Source organism: Pseudomonas sp. IT-P2 (assembly GCF_949767575.1).
GTDB classification, from domain to species: domain Bacteria; phylum Pseudomonadota; class Gammaproteobacteria; order Pseudomonadales; family Pseudomonadaceae; genus Aquipseudomonas; species Aquipseudomonas pharyngis.
Map to the genome: position 1 here is coordinate 278706 of NZ_CATKQA010000033.1, position 16613 is coordinate 295318.

Sequence of the window (16613 nt, forward strand, 5' to 3'; positions counted from 1 at the left end):
ACTGGACAGGATTGCGGAGAAAGTAGATGAGCGCGCTCTATATGATTGCCGGCACCCTGATCGCTCTGGGTGTGCTGGTCACCTTTCACGAATTCGGCCACTTCTGGGTCGCGCGTCGCTGTGGCGTCAAGGTTCTGCGTTTCTCCGTGGGCTTCGGCATGCCGCTGCTGCGCTGGCATGACAAGCAGGGTACCGAGTTCGTAGTCGCCGCGATTCCGCTGGGTGGCTACGTCAAGATGCTCGACGAGCGCGAAGGCGAAGTGCCGGCCGATCAGCTTCATCAGTCATTCAATCGCAAGTCTGTTCGTCAGCGGATCGCCATCGTCGCGGCCGGCCCTGTGGCTAACTTTCTGCTGGCGCTGGTGTTCTTCTGGGTGCTGGCGATGCTCGGCAGCGAGCAGATTCGTCCGGTTATCGGTTCGGTGGAGTCCGGCAGCATCGCTGCGACAGCGGGGCTGAGCGCTGGTCAGGAAATTGTCGCGATCGACGGCGAGCCGACCTCGGGCTGGGCTGCAGTCAACCTCCAGCTGGTGCGACGTCTCGGCGAAAGCGGTTCCTTGCAGGTACTGGTGCGCGAGCAGGGCTCTACGGCTGATACGCCTCGTGAACTGGCACTCGATAAATGGCTCAAGGGGGCCGACGAGCCCGATCCGATTCGCTCCCTCGGCATTCGCCCTTGGCGCCCGGCATTGCCGCCGGTGCTGGCCGAACTTGATCCGAAAGGCCCGGCCCAGACAGCCGGGCTGAAAACCGGCGATCGCCTGCTGACACTGGATGGCAAGGCGCTGGATGACTGGCAGCAGGTGGTCGATACCGTTCGTACGCGTCCTGATACCAAAATCGTGCTGCGCGTCGAGCGCGACGGTGTTCAAATCGACGTCCCTGTGACGCTGGCCGCGCGTGGCGATAGGAAGTCGCCAAGCGGTTACCTGGGGGCAGGTGTCAAGGCTGTCGACTGGCCGCCGGAAATGATCCGCGAGGTCAGCTACGGGCCTTTGGCGGCGATTGGCGAGGGTGCCCGTCGTACCTGGACCATGAGCGTTCTGACGCTGGATTCACTGAAGAAAATGCTCTTCGGCGAGCTCTCGGTAAAAAACTTGAGTGGACCGATAACCATTGCTAAAGTGGCGGGCGCTTCTGCCCAGTCGGGCGTCGCTGATTTCCTGAATTTCCTTGCTTATCTGAGTATTAGCCTGGGGGTTCTGAATTTGCTGCCCATTCCTGTACTGGATGGGGGGCATTTGTTGTTTTATCTGATCGAGTGGGCGCGTGGTCGTCCCTTGTCGGATCGGGTGCAAGGTTGGGGGATACAGATCGGTATCAGCTTGGTGGTCGGAGTGATGTTGCTTGCTCTGGTCAACGATCTGGGTCGTCTGTAACGCTTCGCTGAATTGCGAATCTGCCGCATTTTGCGGCAGTTTGTTTATTGCCAGTTGGAATAAGAAAGGACTTCATGAAACGTCTGCTGCTAACTGCGGTTCTCACCGTATTGATGATCGCCGAAGTTCACGCCGAGTCCTTCACTATCTCTGATATTCGCGTCAATGGCCTCCAGCGGGTCTCCGCGGGTAGCGTCTTTGGTGCCTTGCCGTTGAACGTCGGCGAGCAGGCGGATGACCGTCGCCTGGTGGAATCCACTCGTGCGCTGTTCAAAACCGGTTTCTTTCAAGATATCCAGCTGGGCCGCGAAGGCAACGTTCTGGTGATCACTGTCGTCGAGCGTCCCTCGGTCGCCAGCATCGAGATCGAAGGCAACAAGGCGATCTCCACCGAGGACCTGATGAAAGGCCTCAAGCAATCCGGTCTGGCCGAAGGCGAGATCTTCCAGCGTGCGACCCTCGAAGGCGTGCGTAACGAGCTGCAACGTCAATACGTTGCACAAGGTCGTTACTCGGCCACCGTCGATACCGAAGTGGTCTCGCAGCCGCGCAACCGCGTCGGCCTGAAAGTGAAGATCAACGAAGGCACCGTCGCCGCCATTCAGCACATCAACGTGGTGGGCAACACGGTTTTCCCCGAGGAAGACCTGACCGACCTGTTCGAACTGAAAACCACCAACTGGCTGTCGTTCTTCAAGAACGACGACAAGTATGCCCGTGAAAAACTGTCCGGTGACCTGGAGCGTCTGCGTTCCTACTACCTGGACCGTGGCTATATCAACATGGATATCGCTTCGACCCAGGTGTCCATCACCCCGGACAAGAAGCACGTCTACATCACCGTCAACGTCAACGAAGGCGAGAAGTACACCGTTCGTGACGTCAAGCTCAGCGGTGACCTGAAAGTCCCTGAGGACCAGGTCAAGTCGCTGTTGCTGGTGCAGAAAGGTCAGGTGTTCTCGCGCAAGCTGATGACCACCACTTCCGAACTGATCACCCGTCGTCTGGGTAACGAGGGTTACACCTTCGCCAACGTCAACGGCGTGCCACAACCGCACGACGAAGATCACACCGTCGATATCCTGTTCGCTGTCGATCCGGGCAAGCGTGCCTACGTCAACCGCATCAACTTCCGTGGCAACACCAAGTCCGAGGACGAAGTGCTGCGCCGTGAAATGCGTCAGATGGAAGGTGGCTGGGCTTCTACCTACCTGATCGACCAGTCCAAGACCCGTCTGGAGCGTCTGGGCTTCTTTAAAGAAGTCAACGTCGAGACCCCGGCCGTGCCAGGTGTCGACGACCAGGTTGACGTGAACTACAGCGTGGAAGAGCAGGCTTCCGGTTCGATCACCGCCAGCGTGGGTTTCGCCCAGAGCGCCGGTCTGATCCTCGGTGGTTCGATCACCCAGAACAACTTCCTTGGTACCGGTAATCGCGTCAGCGTCGGCCTGACCCGCAGCGAATACCAGAGCCGCTACAACTTCGGCTACGTTGACCCCTACTGGACCGCCGATGGCGTGAGCCTGGGATACAACGCGTTCTACCGCACCACCGACTACAAAGACCTCGATGTCGACGTAGCGAGCTATGCGGTAGACAGCCTGGGTGCCGGCGTGAACGTGGGCTACCCGATCAGCGAGACTTCGCGTCTGACCTTCGGCCTGTCCGCTCAGCAGGACAAGATCAAGACCGGCCAGTACACCGTTGACGAGATTTTCGACTTCGTTAAGCGTGAAGGCGACAACTACCTGAACTTCAAGGCTTCGGCCGGCTGGTCCGAGTCGACCCTGAACAAGGGTGTGCTGCCAACCCGTGGTCGTTCCCAGAGCCTGACCCTGGAAACCACCATTCCAGGCAGCGATCTGTCGTTCTTCAAGCTCGATTACCGTGGCCAGTTGTTCCAGCCTTTGAGCGAGAACTACACCATGCGCCTGCACACCGAGCTGGGCTATGGCGATGGTTACGGTTCGACCGACGGCTTGCCGTTCTATGAAAACTACTATGCTGGTGGTTTCAACTCGGTTCGTGGCTTTAAAGACAGCACGCTGGGTCCACGCAGTACCCCTAGTCGTGGCGCCGGTGTGACCGGTAACGCCGGTACGTTGCGTGACCCGGATCAGGATCCGCTGCCGTTCGGTGGCAACGTGTTGATCCAGGGTGGTGTCGAGGTGTTGTTCCCGCTGCCATTCGTCAAGGATCAGCGTTCGCTGCGTACTTCGGTATTCTGGGACGTGGGTAACGTATTTGACTCCAAGTGCGAGAAGACTACCAACGCGACTGTCGGTTCGACTTCTTCCACTCAGTGCAACGACATCAGCCTCAGCAACATGGCCAGCTCCGTCGGTGTCGGTGTGACCTGGGTCACCGCACTGGGCCCGCTGAGCTTTGCACTGGCGATGCCGATCAAGAAACCGGATGAAGCTGAAACTCAAGTGTTCCAATTCTCCCTGGGCCAGACGTTCTAAGCGTCTGACCCAAGACAACGACAATGGATTTTGTAGGAGTGCATCGTGCGTAAGTTGACTCAATTGGTTCTCCTGGCCTCCGTACTGGTGGCAGGCCCGGCATTTGCCGACATGAAAATCGCCGTTCTGAACTATCAGATGGCCCTGCTGGAATCCGACGCAGCCAAGAAATACGCCGTGGACGCCGAGAAGAAGTTCGGCCCGCAACTGACCAAACTCAAGACCCTGGAAAGCAGTGCCAAGGGCATTCAGGATCGTCTGATGGCCGGTGGCGACAAGATGCAGCAAGGCGAGCGCGAGCGTCTGGAGCTTGAGTTCAAGCAAAAGGCTCGTGACTTCCAGTTCCAGTCCAAGGAGCTGAACGAAGCCAAGGCTGTTGCCGACCGCGAAATGCTCAAGCAACTGAAGCCGAAACTGGATAGCGCAGTGGAAGAAGTCATCAAGAAAGGTGGTTTTGACCTGGTGTTCGAGCGTGGCGCAGTGATCGATGTCAAACCTCAGTACGACATCACGCGCCAGGTTATCGAGCGCATGAATCAGCTGAAGTAACCCATGACCGTGACTATCAAGCTCGGCCAGTTGGCCGAGTTCCTCGGCGCCACCTTGAGTGGCGACCCCGAGAAGCAAATTACTGGGCTAGCCACCTTGCAGGAGGCTGGCCCAGCTCAGTTGAGCTTTCTGGCAAACCCCCAATACCGTAAATACCTGGCTGGCTCGCAGGCCGCAGCTCTTTTGCTCAAGGCTGCCGACGCGGAAGGTTATGCCGGTAATGCGCTGGTGGTGCCGGATCCTTACCTGGCTTACGCACGCATTTCCCATCTGTTCGATCCGAAACCCAAGGCTGTTGCCGGCGTTCATCCGACTGCCGTGATCGCCGAGGACGCCGTGGTCGATCCGAGCGCCAGTGTTGGTCCCTTCGTGGTGATCGAAGCGGGTGCGCGAATCGGTGCTGGCGTGACACTCGGCGCGCATTGCGTCGTCGGTGCGCGCAGTGAAATCGGCGAGGGCGGCTGGCTGGCCCCGCGAGTCACGCTGTATCACGATGTGCGGATCGGCAAGCGGGTGGTGATCCAGTCCGGCGCCGTACTTGGTGGTGAAGGCTTCGGTTTTGCCAACGAGAAGGGTGTCTGGCAGAAGATCGCCCAGATCGGCGGCGTGACCATCGGTGACGATGTGGAGATCGGCGTGAATACCGCCATCGACCGCGGTGCGTTGGCCGATACCGTGATCGGCAATGGCGTGAAGCTCGACAACCAGATTCAGATCGCCCACAACGTGCAGGTCGGTGACCACACCGCCATGGCCGCGTGCGTGGGGATTTCCGGCAGCACCAAAATCGGCAAGCACTGCATGCTCGCCGGGGGTGTTGGCCTGGTAGGGCATATCGATATTTGCGACAACGTATTCCTGACCGGGATGACCATGGTGACCCACTCGATTACCGAGCCGGGTGCCTATTCTTCCGGCACAGCTATGCAACCCGCGGCCGAATGGCGCAAAAGCGCGGCCCGTATTCGTCAGCTCGATGACATCGCGCGACGTTTGAAACAGCTGGAAAAGCGGTCCGGGGAAGTGACCCCCGACGGTAATGCTTCATCTGAAGGCTGATACCATTTCCATATCAAGTGTGCACAGCCTCTGGACTGCCTCCTTGATTTGCTAGAGGAGTGCGCGTCAGTCGCGCTCCCAATCTTTACATAGGCTTCCCCCCGAAATGATGGACATCAACGAGATTCGCGAATACCTGCCTCACCGTTACCCGTTCCTGCTGGTGGACCGGGTAGTGGAGCTGGATACGGAAGGCAAGCGCATTCGCGCCTACAAGAATGTCAGCATCAACGAACCGTTCTTCAATGGTCACTTCCCTGCGCACCCGATCATGCCGGGCGTGCTGATCATCGAAGCCATGGCTCAGGCTGCCGGGATCCTCGGTTTCAAGATGCTTGACGTGAAACCGGCCGACGGCACCCTTTATTACTTCGTCGGCTCCGACAAGCTGCGTTTCCGCCAGCCAGTGCTGCCGGGTGATCAGTTGATCCTCGAAGCCAAGTTCATCAGCTGCAAGCGTCAGATCTGGAAGTTCGAATGCCAGGCTTCGGTCGACGGCAAGCCGGTCTGCTCTGCTGAAATCATCTGTGCGGAACGCAAGCTATGAGTTTGATTGACCCTCGCGCAATCATCGATCCGTCGGCCGTCCTGGCTGAAGGCGTCGAGGTCGGCCCGTGGTCGATCATCGGTGCAGGTGTGGAAATCGGCGAGGGTACGGTCATCGGGCCACACGTGATCCTCAAAGGTCCGACCCGTATTGGCAAGCACAACCGCATCTACCAGTTTTCCTCGGTAGGCGAAGACACGCCGGACCTGAAATACAAGGGCGAAGAAACCCGTCTGGTGATCGGTGACCACAACGTCATCCGTGAAGGTGTGACAATCCACCGTGGTACCGTTCAGGATCGTTCCGAAACGACCCTGGGTGATCACAACCTGATCATGGCCTATGCCCACATTGGACATGACAGCGTCATCGGCAACCACTGCATTCTGGTCAACAACACCGCGCTGGCCGGCCATGTGCACGTTGATGACTGGGCGATCCTGTCCGGTTTCACCCTGGTTCATCAGTACTGCCACATTGGTGCCCACAGCTTTTCCGGCATGGGTACGGCGATCGGCAAGGACGTCCCGGCGTTCGTCACCGTATTCGGCAACCCGGCCGAAGCGCGCAGCATGAACTTCGAGGGCATGCGTCGTCGCGGTTTCAGCGAAGACGCCATTCACGCGCTGCGACGTGCGTACAAAACGGTGTATCGCCAGGGCCTGACCGTCGAGCAGGCGCTGGCCGAACTGGCCGAGCCGTCCGCCCAGTTCCCGGAGGTCGCGATGTTTCGTGACTCCATCCAGTCGTCGACCCGCGGCATCACCCGCTGACCATGGCCAATCTGCGTATTGCGCTGGTGGCGGGGGAGGCTTCCGGTGACATTCTGGGCGCAGGCCTCATGCGGGCCCTCAAGGCACAGCACCCTGCGGTGGAGTTCATCGGTGTCGGTGGCCCGCTGATGCAGGCCGAAGGCCTGACTTCCTATTTTCCGATGGAGCGTCTGTCGGTCATGGGCCTGGTGGAGGTCCTGGGACGCTTGCGTGAACTGCTCAAGCGCCGCAAAGACCTGATCGCCACGCTTATCGCTGAAAAACCGGATGTGTTCATCGGCATCGACGCACCGGATTTCAACCTCAATATCGAACTCAAGCTGCGTCAGGCCGGAATCAAGACCGTGCACTACGTCAGCCCTTCGGTGTGGGCGTGGCGGCAGAAGCGGGTGCTGAAGATCCGCGAAGGCTGCGACCTGATGCTCACGCTGCTGCCGTTCGAAGCCAGCTTCTACGAAGAGAAGGGCGTGCCGGTGCGGTTCGTCGGCCATACGCTGGCCGATACCATTCCGCTGGAGGCTGATCGCGCCGCCGCGCGTGCCGAACTCGGTCTGTCGGACGGTCCGCTGGTGGCTTTGATGCCGGGCAGCCGGGGCGGCGAAGTCAGCCGTCTGGGTGCGTTGTTCCTTGATACCGCCGAACGCTTGCGGGCCATGCGCCCGGGTGTGCGTTTCGTCATCCCGTGCGCCAGCCCCGAGCGTCGTGCCCAGCTTGAAGAATTGCTGGCTGGCCGCGATCTGCCAGTGACCCTGCTCGATGGCAAATCCCACCTGGCCCTGGCGGCGTGCAATGCGGTCCTGATCGCGTCGGGTACAGCGACCCTCGAAGCGCTGCTGTACAAGCGCCCGATGGTCGTGGCGTACCGTCTTGCGCCGCTGACGTTCTGGATTCTCAAACGTATGGTCAAGAGTCCGTACGTCTCACTGCCGAACCTGCTGGCCCAGCGACTGCTGGTGCCGGAATTGTTGCAGGATGATGCGACGGTCGAGGCGCTTGCCCAGACCCTGTCGCCATTGATCGACGGTGGCGAAGAGCAGACCCGTGGCTTCGACGAGATCCATCGCACCCTGCGCCTGGACGCTTCCAATCAGGCGGCTGACGCCGTTCTGAACCTGATCGGGCAAACACGATGAGCAAGACAAGCATGCAGATGGGCCTGGATTTCACCCTGGTCGCCGAAGTCGAAGAGCTGGTGGCCGGCGTGGATGAAGTCGGTCGCGGTCCGTTGTGCGGAGCGGTCGTCACCGCAGCGGTGATCCTCGATCCGAATCGGCCGATCCTCGGTCTGAACGACTCGAAAAAACTCACCGAAGCCAAGCGCGAAAAGCTCTACGATGAAATCTGCGAGAAGGCGCTCAGCTGGTGCATCGCCCGCGCCGAGGTCGAAGAAATCGACGAGCTGAACATCCTTCACGCCACCATGCTGGCGATGCAACGCGCAGTCGCTGGCCTGCACATCCAGCCGAAACTGGCGATGATCGACGGCAACCGCTGCCCGAAACTGCCGATGCGTTCCGAAGCGGTGGTGCAGGGCGACGGCAAGGTGCCGGCGATTGCAGCGGCATCGATTCTGGCCAAGGTCAGCCGCGACCGCGAGATGGCGGCGTTTGAATTGATCTACCCGGGTTACGGCATCGGCGGCCATAAAGGCTATCCGACCCCCGTTCATCTGGAAGCGCTGTCACGCCTCGGGCCGACGCCGATTCACCGGCGTTCGTTTGCCCCGGTGCGTCAGGCTTACGAAGCGCTGCAAGGCCTGACGCAGGTTTAGCGGCAAGGCTGATGTTTTGTTCGGGGCCCGGTACAATCCGGGCCTTGTTGTCTCTATGTAACTGGACAGGATCACTATGCCGGCTTCATTCGTTCATCTACGCCTGCACACTGAATACTCCCTGGTCGATGGGCTCGTGCGGATCAAGCCGCTGGTCAAGGCCCTGACCGGCATGGGCATGCCGGCCGTTGCGGTGACCGACCAGAACAACATGTGTTCGCTGGTCAAATTCTATAAAAACACCATGGGTGCCGGGATCAAGCCGATCTGCGGCGCCGACCTGTGGCTGTCGAACAAGGACCCGGATGGTCCGCTGAGCCGGATCAGCCTGTTGGTCATGAATGCCCAGGGCTATCGCAACCTGACCGAATTGATTTCCCGTGGCTTCATCGACGGTCAGCGCAACGGCATGGTCATCATCGAGCGCGAGTGGGTCGCCGAGGCCAACGAAGGCCTGATCATGCTGTCCGCCGCGAAGGAAGGCGAGATCGGCATGGCCATGATCGGCGGCAACCCCGCCGAAGCCGAGGCGCTTGCCCGCGAATGGATGGCAGTGTTCCCGGATCGCTTCTATCTGGAAATTCAGCGTACCAATCGTCCGAACGACGAAGAACAGTTGCACGGTGCCGTGGCCCTGGCCGACAAGCTCGGCGCGCCGCTGGTAGCCACCAACGACGTGCGCTTCATCAAGCAGGAAGACTTCGCCGCTCACGAAACCCGCGTCTGCATCGGTGAGGGCCGGGCCCTCGACGATCCGCGGCGTTCGAAGAACTACAGCGACCAGCAGTATCTGAAAAGCGCCGAGGAAATGGCCGAGCTGTTCAGCGACCTGCCGGATGCGATCGAGAACACCGTCGAGATCGCCAAGCGTTGCAACATTGATGTGAAGCTGGGCAAGCACTTCCTGCCGGATTACCCGATTCCCGATGGCATGACCATCGACGAGTATTTCCGCAAGGTCTCTTTCGATGGCCTGGAAGAGCGCCTCAGCGTGCTGCTGCCCAAGGACACCACCGAGGACTACGAGGCCAAGCGTCAGGTCTACGTTGACCGGCTGAATTTCGAACTGGATATCATCATCCAGATGGGGTTCCCCGGTTACTTCCTGATCGTGATGGACTTTATCCAGTGGGCCAAGAACAACGGTGTGCCGGTGGGCCCGGGCCGGGGGTCGGGTGCCGGATCGCTGGTGGCCTATGTGCAGAAGATCACCGACCTCGACCCGCTGGAATATGACCTGCTGTTCGAACGTTTCCTCAACCCGGAACGGGTATCGATGCCCGACTTCGACGTCGACTTCTGCATGGATGGTCGCGACCGGGTGATCGATTACGTGGCCGAAAAGTACGGCCGCAATGCCGTAAGCCAGATCATCACCTTCGGTTCCATGGCTGCGAAGGCTGTGGTTCGTGACGTGGCGCGGGCCCAGGGCAAGTCGTTCGGCCTGGCCGATCGCCTGTCGAAGATGATTCCGTTCGAAGTCGGCATGACCCTGGAAAAAGCCTACGAGCAGGAAGAAATCCTGCGTGACTTCATCAAGGTCGATGAAGAAGCGGCGGAAATCTGGGAGATGGCGCGCAAGCTCGAAGGCGTGGTGCGGAACGTCGGTAAACACGCCGGTGGTGTGGTAATCGCGCCGACCAAGCTGACCGACTTCTCGCCGATCTATTGCGACGAGGCCGGCGACGGTCTGGTGACCCAGTTCGACAAGGACGACGTCGAGGCGGCCGGTCTGGTGAAGTTCGACTTCCTCGGCCTGCGGACCCTGACGATCATCGACTGGGCGCTGAAGACCATCAACCGTGACCGCGCCAAGGTCAACGAACCGCCGCTGGACATCGCGTTCATCCCGCTGGATGACAAGCCGACTTATCAGCTGCTGCAAAAAGCTGAAACCACCGCGGTGTTCCAGCTCGAATCCCGCGGCATGAAAGAGCTGATCAAAAAGCTCAAGCCCGACTGCCTCGAAGACCTGATCGCACTGGTGGCCCTGTTCCGTCCGGGCCCGCTGCAGTCGGGCATGGTGGATGACTTCATCAACCGTAAACACGGTCGCGCTGAACTTGCGTATCCGCACCCGGATTACCAGTACGAAGGTTTGCAACCGGTACTGGCGCCGACGTACGGCATCATCCTGTATCAGGAACAGGTGATGCAGATCGCCCAAGTCATGGCCGGTTACACCCTCGGTGGTGCGGACATGCTGCGTCGGGCGATGGGCAAGAAGAAACCCGAGGAAATGGCCAAGCAGCGCGGCGGTTTCATTGAGGGTTGTGCGTCGAACAATATCGACGCGGATCTGGCCGGTAACATTTTCGACCTGGTGGAAAAATTCGCCGGCTACGGCTTCAACAAATCCCACTCCGCCGCCTACGGCCTGGTGTCGTACCAGACCGCCTGGCTGAAAGCCCACTACCCGGCGCCGTTCATGGCCGCGGTACTGTCGGCGGACATGCACAACACCGACAAGGTCGTGACCTTGATCGAGGAAGTGCGCACGATGAAGCTGCGCCTCGACGCGCCGGACGTGAACACTTCGGAGTTCAAGTTCACGGTGAACGACGAAGGCCGCATCGTATACGGCCTGGGCGCGATCAAAGGTGTCGGTGAAGGTCCGGTGGAAGCGATCACCGAGGCCCGTCAGGCCGGTCCGTTCAAGGATCTGTTCGACTTCTGCGCCCGGGTCGACCTCAAACGCATCAACAAACGCACGCTGGACGGTCTGATCCGCAGCGGTGCGCTGGATCGCCTCGGTCCGTACTTCCATGACGAGCAGAAGGCCTATCAGGCCAACATCGACCGCAACCGCGCCGTGCTGCTGGCGGCGATGGAAGAGGCGATCAAGTCGGCCGAGCAGACCGCGCGCACCCGTGACAGCGGCCACGCCGACCTGTTCGGCGGGCTGTTCGTTGAGGAGGACGCGGACGTTTACGCGATTCACCGCAAGGCGAAAGAGCTGACGCTCAAAGAGCGGCTCAAAGGTGAAAAAGACACCTTGGGCCTGTACCTGACCGGCCACCCGATCGACGAATACGAAGGCGAAATCCGCCGTTTCGCCCGCCAGCGCATCATCGACCTGAAACCGGCACGGGACACCCAGACCGTGGCGGGGATGATCATCGCCCTGCGGGTGATGAAGAACAAAAAGGGCGACAAGATGGGCTTCATCACCCTCGACGACCGATCCGGGCGGATCGAGGCGTCGCTGTTCGCCGATGCGTTCCACTCCGCGCAGTCGCTGCTGCAGACCGACGCAATGGTGGTGGTCGAAGGCGAGGTCAGCAACGATGACTTCTCCGGCGGCCTGCGCCTGCGGGTCAAGCGGGTGATGAGCATGGAAGATGCGCGCACCAACCTCGCCGAGAGCCTGCGCCTGAAGTTGCAGACACAGGATCTGAAAGGCGATCAGCTACGCTGGTTGGGTGATTTGCTCAAGCGTCATCGCGGTGCGTGCCCGATCACCATGGAATACACCAGTCCCGATGCGAAGACCTTGCTGCAGTTTGGCGAGACCTGGCGGATTGACCCGGCGGATGCCTTGATTCAAGCCCTGCGTGACCAGTTCGGGCGAGACAACGTCTTCCTCCAATACCGTTGACCGGGAGGTGCCATCAAAGCGCCTGCCCACAACCTGAATTTTTAATCTCGACCTCAGCGCGCCTCTCCCTTAAGGTAGGGCGCGAATAGACAACCGGCCGGCCCAAGCTCATTTGGGACACGACCCAAGACGGACGCCTATGAACCCGAATTTTCTAGATTTCGAACAGCCGATCGCCGACCTGCAAGCCAAGATCGAAGAGTTGCGCTTGGTCGGTAATGACAATTCGCTGAATATCGGCGATGAGATCTCCCGCCTGCAGGACAAGAGCAAGACGCTCACCGAAGACATCTTCGGCAAGCTGACCAGCTGGCAGATCGCACGTCTGGCGCGTCACCCGAAACGTCCTTACACCCTGGACTACATCGAGCACATCTTCACCGAGTTCGACGAACTGCACGGTGATCGTCACTTCTCCGACGACGCGGCCATTGTGGGCGGCGTGGCACGTCTGGAAGACCAGCCAGTGATGGTGATCGGTCACCAGAAGGGCCGTGAAGTGCGTGAAAAGGTACGCCGCAACTTCGGCATGCCGCGTCCGGAAGGCTACCGCAAGGCCTGCCGCCTGATGGAAATGGCCGAGCGTTTCAAGATGCCGATCCTGACCTTTATCGACACCCCGGGCGCGTACCCTGGTATCGATGCTGAAGAGCGCAACCAGAGCGAAGCGATTGCCTGGAACCTGCGCGTCATGGCCCGCCTGAAAACCCCGATCATCGCCACCGTGATTGGTGAAGGTGGTTCCGGCGGTGCACTGGCGATCGGCGTGTGCGACCAGTTGAACATGCTGCAGTACTCGACCTACGCGGTGATCTCGCCGGAAGGCTGCGCTTCGATTCTGTGGAAAACCGCAGAGAAGGCGCCGGATGCTGCTGAAGCGATGGGCATCACCGCCGAGCGTCTGAAAGGCCTGGGCATCGTCGACAAGGTGATCAGCGAGCCTCTGGGCGGCGCCCACCGTGATCCGGCCGCTGCCGCAGCATCGATCCGCGCCGAGCTGAGCTCGCAACTCGCGATGCTGAAGAAGTTCGACAACGAAGCGCTGCTCAAGCGTCGTTATGATCGTCTGATGAGCTACGGTCTCTAAGTCGAGCCGTTCCAACCAGCGATGCAAAACACTGTGGGAGCGGGCTTGCCCGCGAATGCGATGTAACATTCAACAATTGTGTTGGCTGTTTCACCGCTTTCGCGAGCAAGCCCGCTCCCACATTTGGTTTGTGAAAAGGTAGAAAAATGGGTCAGCCCTCGATTGATTTGCCTTCCAGGCTTCTGCGCAATCTCAAGCCCTGGCTCGGTGCTTCCCATTGGCGCATCGCCTTCTCCGGCGGCCTCGACTCCACCGTTCTGCTGCACCTCCTGACCAATCTCGCCAAAACCGAATCCATTCCGGCGCTAAGCGCCATCCATGTTCATCACGGCCTTCAGGCTGCGGCCGATGCGTGGCCGGCGCATTGTCAGGCTGTTTGCGATGAACTGGCGGTGCCGTTGCAAGTGGTGCGTGTGCAGGTGCCGCCGGGGGCGAGTCTGGAGCGGGCGGCGCGGGATGCGCGCTACACAGCGTTCATTGCGGCGACCCAGGCCGAGGCTGTGATGCTGACCGGGCAGCATCGCGACGATCAGGCTGAAACACTGTTGTTCCGGCTGTTGCGTGGCGCCGGGGTCAGAGGTCTCTCAGGCATGCCAGTCCAGCGAGCGCTGGGGCAGGGCAGTCTGGTTCGGCCGTTGCTCGACGTTACGCGTGCCGAGCTGGAAGCCTATGCGCAGGACCACGGCCTGCGCTGGGTCGAGGACCCTTCGAATCAGGATCGACAGTTTTCGCGCAACTATCTACGGCATCAGGTTCTGCCGTTGCTGAGCGGTCGCTGGCCTCAGGCACATGCAAACATGGCCCGCAGCGCGGCGCATCTGCGTGAGGCGCAAGGTTTGCTCGATGAGCTGGCGCAAATCGATCTGGCTACTGCGAAATTGCCCGCTGAGTTCGAGTGGTCGGGATTGCCATCGTTGGAGTTTGCGGCCGTTGCGGGGTTGTCCGATGCCCGTCAGCGAAATGCACTCAGCCACTGGCTTGAACCTTTGACCCGACTGCCGGATACCGACCATTGGTCGGGTTGGGTCGATGTGCGTGACGCCGGTAACGATGCCTCGCCGATCTGGCGTCTGGCGGATGGCGAGCTGCACCGAAGCGCCGGTCGCCTGTGGTGGCTCAGCGGACAATGGTTGCGTACACCGGTGGTCAGCGGCGACTGGCACGAGCCGTCGCTGGCGCTACGCTTGCCCGATAACGGACGTGTCATGTTCAGCGGTCAGACTCCCGTGGGACCGCTGCAAGTCCGCTATCGGCAGGGCGGCGAGGTGATGCATCTGGCGGATCGCGGTCATCGCGATCTCAAGCGCCTGCTCAATGAACGCGCGGTGCCGGGCTTCGTGCGTGGCAGATTGCCGCTGCTGTTTCGCGGTGAAGAATTGCTCGCCGTGGCGAACCTGCCGGGGCTCGACGGCCATGCGCTGGAAGGCTGGCGATTGCATTGGCAGCCTTTGGACGAAGATCAAGGTTTGAGATGAAGGGGGCATTCCGGTAGACTACGCTCCCTTCTTGATACAACTTCTGTGGATTCGCCTGAATTGCAGAAGTTGCCGATTACCAAGCAGTCTTTGCTGGGCGATTCCAAAAAATGTGTAGCGAGCAACGTACCGGTGTTTTCACTTCCGGTCTGTCCCAACGCGGCGGTTTTTTTGAAAGGTGCACTGTGATTAATGCAGGTGATCGGGGGCTTCGGCCTTCCTTCGCTTTCCCCGGCGGCTCGGACCGCTTTAACGCAGACTTCTAGGGTTTTTCATGACGCGCTACATATTCGTCACGGGCGGTGTTGTTTCTTCTTTGGGGAAAGGCATTGCATCGGCTTCATTGGCGGCCATCCTGGAGGCGCGGGGGCTTAAGGTCACCATGCTGAAGCTGGATCCGTACATCAACGTCGACCCGGGCACCATGAGCCCGTTCCAGCACGGTGAAGTGTTCGTCACCCACGACGGCGCCGAGACCGACCTGGACCTGGGCCACTACGAGCGGTTCATCCGCACGACCATGACCCAGAACAACAACTTCACCACCGGCCGTGTCTACGAGCACGTGCTGCGCAAAGAGCGCCGTGGTGACTACCTGGGTGCAACCATCCAGGTGATTCCGCACATCACCGACGAAATCAAGCGTCGCATCATCAAGGGCGCCGGCGATGCCGACGTGGCGCTGGTGGAAATCGGCGGTACCGTGGGTGACATCGAGTCGCAACCGTTCCTCGAAGCCATCCGCCAGCTGCGTGTGGAAGTCGGCTCCAAGCGCGCGATGCTGATGCACCTGACCCTGGTTCCGTACATCGCCACCGCGGGCGAGACCAAGACCAAGCCGACCCAGCACTCCGTGAAGGAACTGCGTTCGATCGGTCTGCAGCCAGACGTGCTGATCTGCCGCTCCGACCATCCGGTGGATGTGTCGTCGCGTCGCAAGATCGCGCTGTTCACCAACGTTGAAGAGCGTGCGGTGATCTCCCTGGAAGACGTCGACACCATCTACAAGATCCCGGCCGTGCTGCACGCTCAGGGGCTGGACGATTTCGTCGTCGAGCGTTTCGGCCTGCAATGTAATGGCGCCGACCTGTCCGAGTGGGAAAAGGTCGTCGATGCCAAGCTCAACCCGGAGCACGAAGTCACCATCGCGATGGTCGGCAAGTACATGGAGCTGCTGGACGCCTACAAGTCGCTGATCGAAGCGATGAGTCACGCCGGCATCACCAACCGCACCAAGGTCAACCTGCGCTACATCGATTCCGAAGACATCGAGAACCAGGGCACCGCGCTGCTGGAAGGCGTCGACGCGATCCTCGTACCGGGCGGCTTCGGTCTGCGTGGCGTGGAAGGCAAAATCACCGCCGTTCAATACGCTCGCGAAAACAAGGTTCCTTACCTGGGTATCTGCCTGGGCATGCAAGTGGCGGTCATCGAGTTCGCCCGTAACGTGCTGGGCTGGAAAGACGCCAACTCCACCGAGTTCGATCGTGCCAGCGGCCACCCGGTTGTCGGTCTGATCACCGAGTGGGAAGACGCCACCGGTGCCGTTGAAGTGCGTACCGAAGCGTCCGACCTGGGCGGCACCATGCGCCTCGGCGCTCAGGAATGCCTGCTCGAAGCCGGCTCCAAGGTGCACGACTGCTACGGCAAGGATGTGATTGTCGAGCGTCACCGTCACCGTTACGAAGTGAACAACAACCTGCTCCCGCAAATCATCGAGGCCGGCCTGAAGATTTCCGGTCGTTCTTCCGATGCAGCGCTGGTTGAAGTGGTCGAAGCACCTGATCATCCATGGTTCGTCGCTTGCCAGTTCCACCCAGAGTTCACCTCGACGCCACGCGATGGCCATCCGCTGTTCAGCGGCTTCGTCAAAGCGGCATTGGCTCAACACCAGAAGAAGGCGTAACCCC

12 protein-coding genes are annotated in these 16613 nt (G+C 60.1%); all 12 read left to right on the forward strand.

The genetic code is table 11. The features are described 5' to 3' along the window. The first annotated feature begins 26 nt into the window (after nt 1–26). The 12 genes from rseP to ACM6JM_RS17430 all read left to right on the forward strand — a co-directional run bounded on the left by rseP (nt 27) and on the right by ACM6JM_RS17430 (nt 16609). Nucleotides 27–1379 (forward strand): sigma E protease regulator RseP, encoded by a 1353-nt coding sequence (rseP, locus tag ACM6JM_RS17375; protein ID WP_103386557.1) that lies wholly within the window; start codon nt 27–29, stop codon nt 1377–1379. A 74-nt stretch (nt 1380–1453) separates the two neighbouring features. Continuing rightward, the gene (bamA, locus tag ACM6JM_RS17380; protein ID WP_074691300.1) at nt 1454–3844 is read left to right on the forward strand and encodes an outer membrane protein assembly factor BamA; all 2391 of its coding nucleotides are present in this window, start codon (nt 1454–1456) and stop codon (nt 3842–3844) included. Nucleotides 3845–3889: 45 nt separating this feature from the next. After that, nucleotides 3890–4393, forward strand: coding sequence for an OmpH family outer membrane protein (locus ACM6JM_RS17385; RefSeq protein ID WP_003222140.1), 504 nt, complete (start codon nt 3890–3892; stop codon nt 4391–4393). A gap of 3 nt (nt 4394–4396) precedes the next feature. After that, nucleotides 4397–5452, forward strand: a complete 1056-nt coding sequence (lpxD, locus tag ACM6JM_RS17390; RefSeq protein WP_039769677.1) for a UDP-3-O-(3-hydroxymyristoyl)glucosamine N-acyltransferase — start codon at nt 4397–4399, stop codon at nt 5450–5452. A gap of 106 nt (nt 5453–5558) precedes the next feature. Further along, complete coding sequence (gene fabZ, locus ACM6JM_RS17395) at nt 5559–5999, forward strand: 3-hydroxyacyl-ACP dehydratase FabZ (RefSeq protein WP_003222142.1); 441 nt, start codon at nt 5559–5561, stop codon at nt 5997–5999. After that, the gene (gene lpxA / locus ACM6JM_RS17400) at nt 5996–6772 is read left to right on the forward strand and encodes an acyl-ACP--UDP-N-acetylglucosamine O-acyltransferase (RefSeq protein ID WP_039769679.1); all 777 of its coding nucleotides are present in this window, start codon (nt 5996–5998) and stop codon (nt 6770–6772) included. Before fabZ ends, lpxA begins: the two co-directional genes overlap by 4 nt. Nucleotides 6773–6774: 2 nt before the next feature. After that, complete coding sequence (gene lpxB / locus ACM6JM_RS17405; RefSeq protein ID WP_414882253.1) at nt 6775–7905, forward strand: lipid-A-disaccharide synthase; 1131 nt, start codon at nt 6775–6777, stop codon at nt 7903–7905. Between the two features lie 11 nt (nt 7906–7916). Further along, nucleotides 7917–8543, forward strand: coding sequence for a ribonuclease HII (gene rnhB / locus ACM6JM_RS17410; protein WP_039769682.1), 627 nt, complete (start codon nt 7917–7919; stop codon nt 8541–8543). A 76-nt stretch (nt 8544–8619) separates the two neighbouring features. Beyond that, nucleotides 8620–12141, forward strand: a complete 3522-nt coding sequence (dnaE, locus tag ACM6JM_RS17415; protein WP_085748115.1) for a DNA polymerase III subunit alpha — start codon at nt 8620–8622, stop codon at nt 12139–12141. Nucleotides 12142–12280: 139 nt separating this feature from the next. After that, nucleotides 12281–13228 (forward strand): acetyl-CoA carboxylase carboxyltransferase subunit alpha, encoded by a 948-nt coding sequence (locus ACM6JM_RS17420; RefSeq protein WP_011332694.1) that lies wholly within the window; start codon nt 12281–12283, stop codon nt 13226–13228. Nucleotides 13229–13374: 146 nt separating this feature from the next. Beyond that, the gene (gene tilS, locus ACM6JM_RS17425) at nt 13375–14703 is read left to right on the forward strand and encodes a tRNA lysidine(34) synthetase TilS (protein WP_414882254.1); all 1329 of its coding nucleotides are present in this window, start codon (nt 13375–13377) and stop codon (nt 14701–14703) included. 274 nt (nt 14704–14977) lie between these two features. Beyond that, entirely contained in the window at nt 14978–16609 is a 1632-nt protein-coding gene (locus ACM6JM_RS17430; RefSeq protein WP_011332696.1) for a CTP synthase, read from the forward strand. Nucleotides 16610–16613 lie beyond the last annotated feature (4 nt).

Coding starts and splice junctions, on each gene's coding strand:
- bamA (WP_074691300.1), top strand. CDS start 1,454: ATGAAACGTCTGCTGCTAACTGCGGTTCTCACCGTATTGATGATCGCC.
- tilS (WP_414882254.1), top strand. CDS start 13,375: ATGGGTCAGCCCTCGATTGATTTGCCTTCCAGGCTTCTGCGCAATCTC.
- rnhB (WP_039769682.1), top strand. CDS start 7,917: ATGCAGATGGGCCTGGATTTCACCCTGGTCGCCGAAGTCGAAGAGCTG.
- fabZ (WP_003222142.1), top strand. CDS start 5,559: ATGATGGACATCAACGAGATTCGCGAATACCTGCCTCACCGTTACCCG.
- lpxA (WP_039769679.1), top strand. CDS start 5,996: ATGAGTTTGATTGACCCTCGCGCAATCATCGATCCGTCGGCCGTCCTG.
- dnaE (WP_085748115.1), top strand. CDS start 8,620: ATGCCGGCTTCATTCGTTCATCTACGCCTGCACACTGAATACTCCCTG.
- rseP (WP_103386557.1), top strand. CDS start 27: ATGAGCGCGCTCTATATGATTGCCGGCACCCTGATCGCTCTGGGTGTG.
- lpxB (WP_414882253.1), top strand. CDS start 6,775: ATGGCCAATCTGCGTATTGCGCTGGTGGCGGGGGAGGCTTCCGGTGAC.
- ACM6JM_RS17430 (WP_011332696.1), top strand. CDS start 14,978: ATGACGCGCTACATATTCGTCACGGGCGGTGTTGTTTCTTCTTTGGGG.
- lpxD (WP_039769677.1), top strand. CDS start 4,397: ATGACCGTGACTATCAAGCTCGGCCAGTTGGCCGAGTTCCTCGGCGCC.
- ACM6JM_RS17420 (WP_011332694.1), top strand. CDS start 12,281: ATGAACCCGAATTTTCTAGATTTCGAACAGCCGATCGCCGACCTGCAA.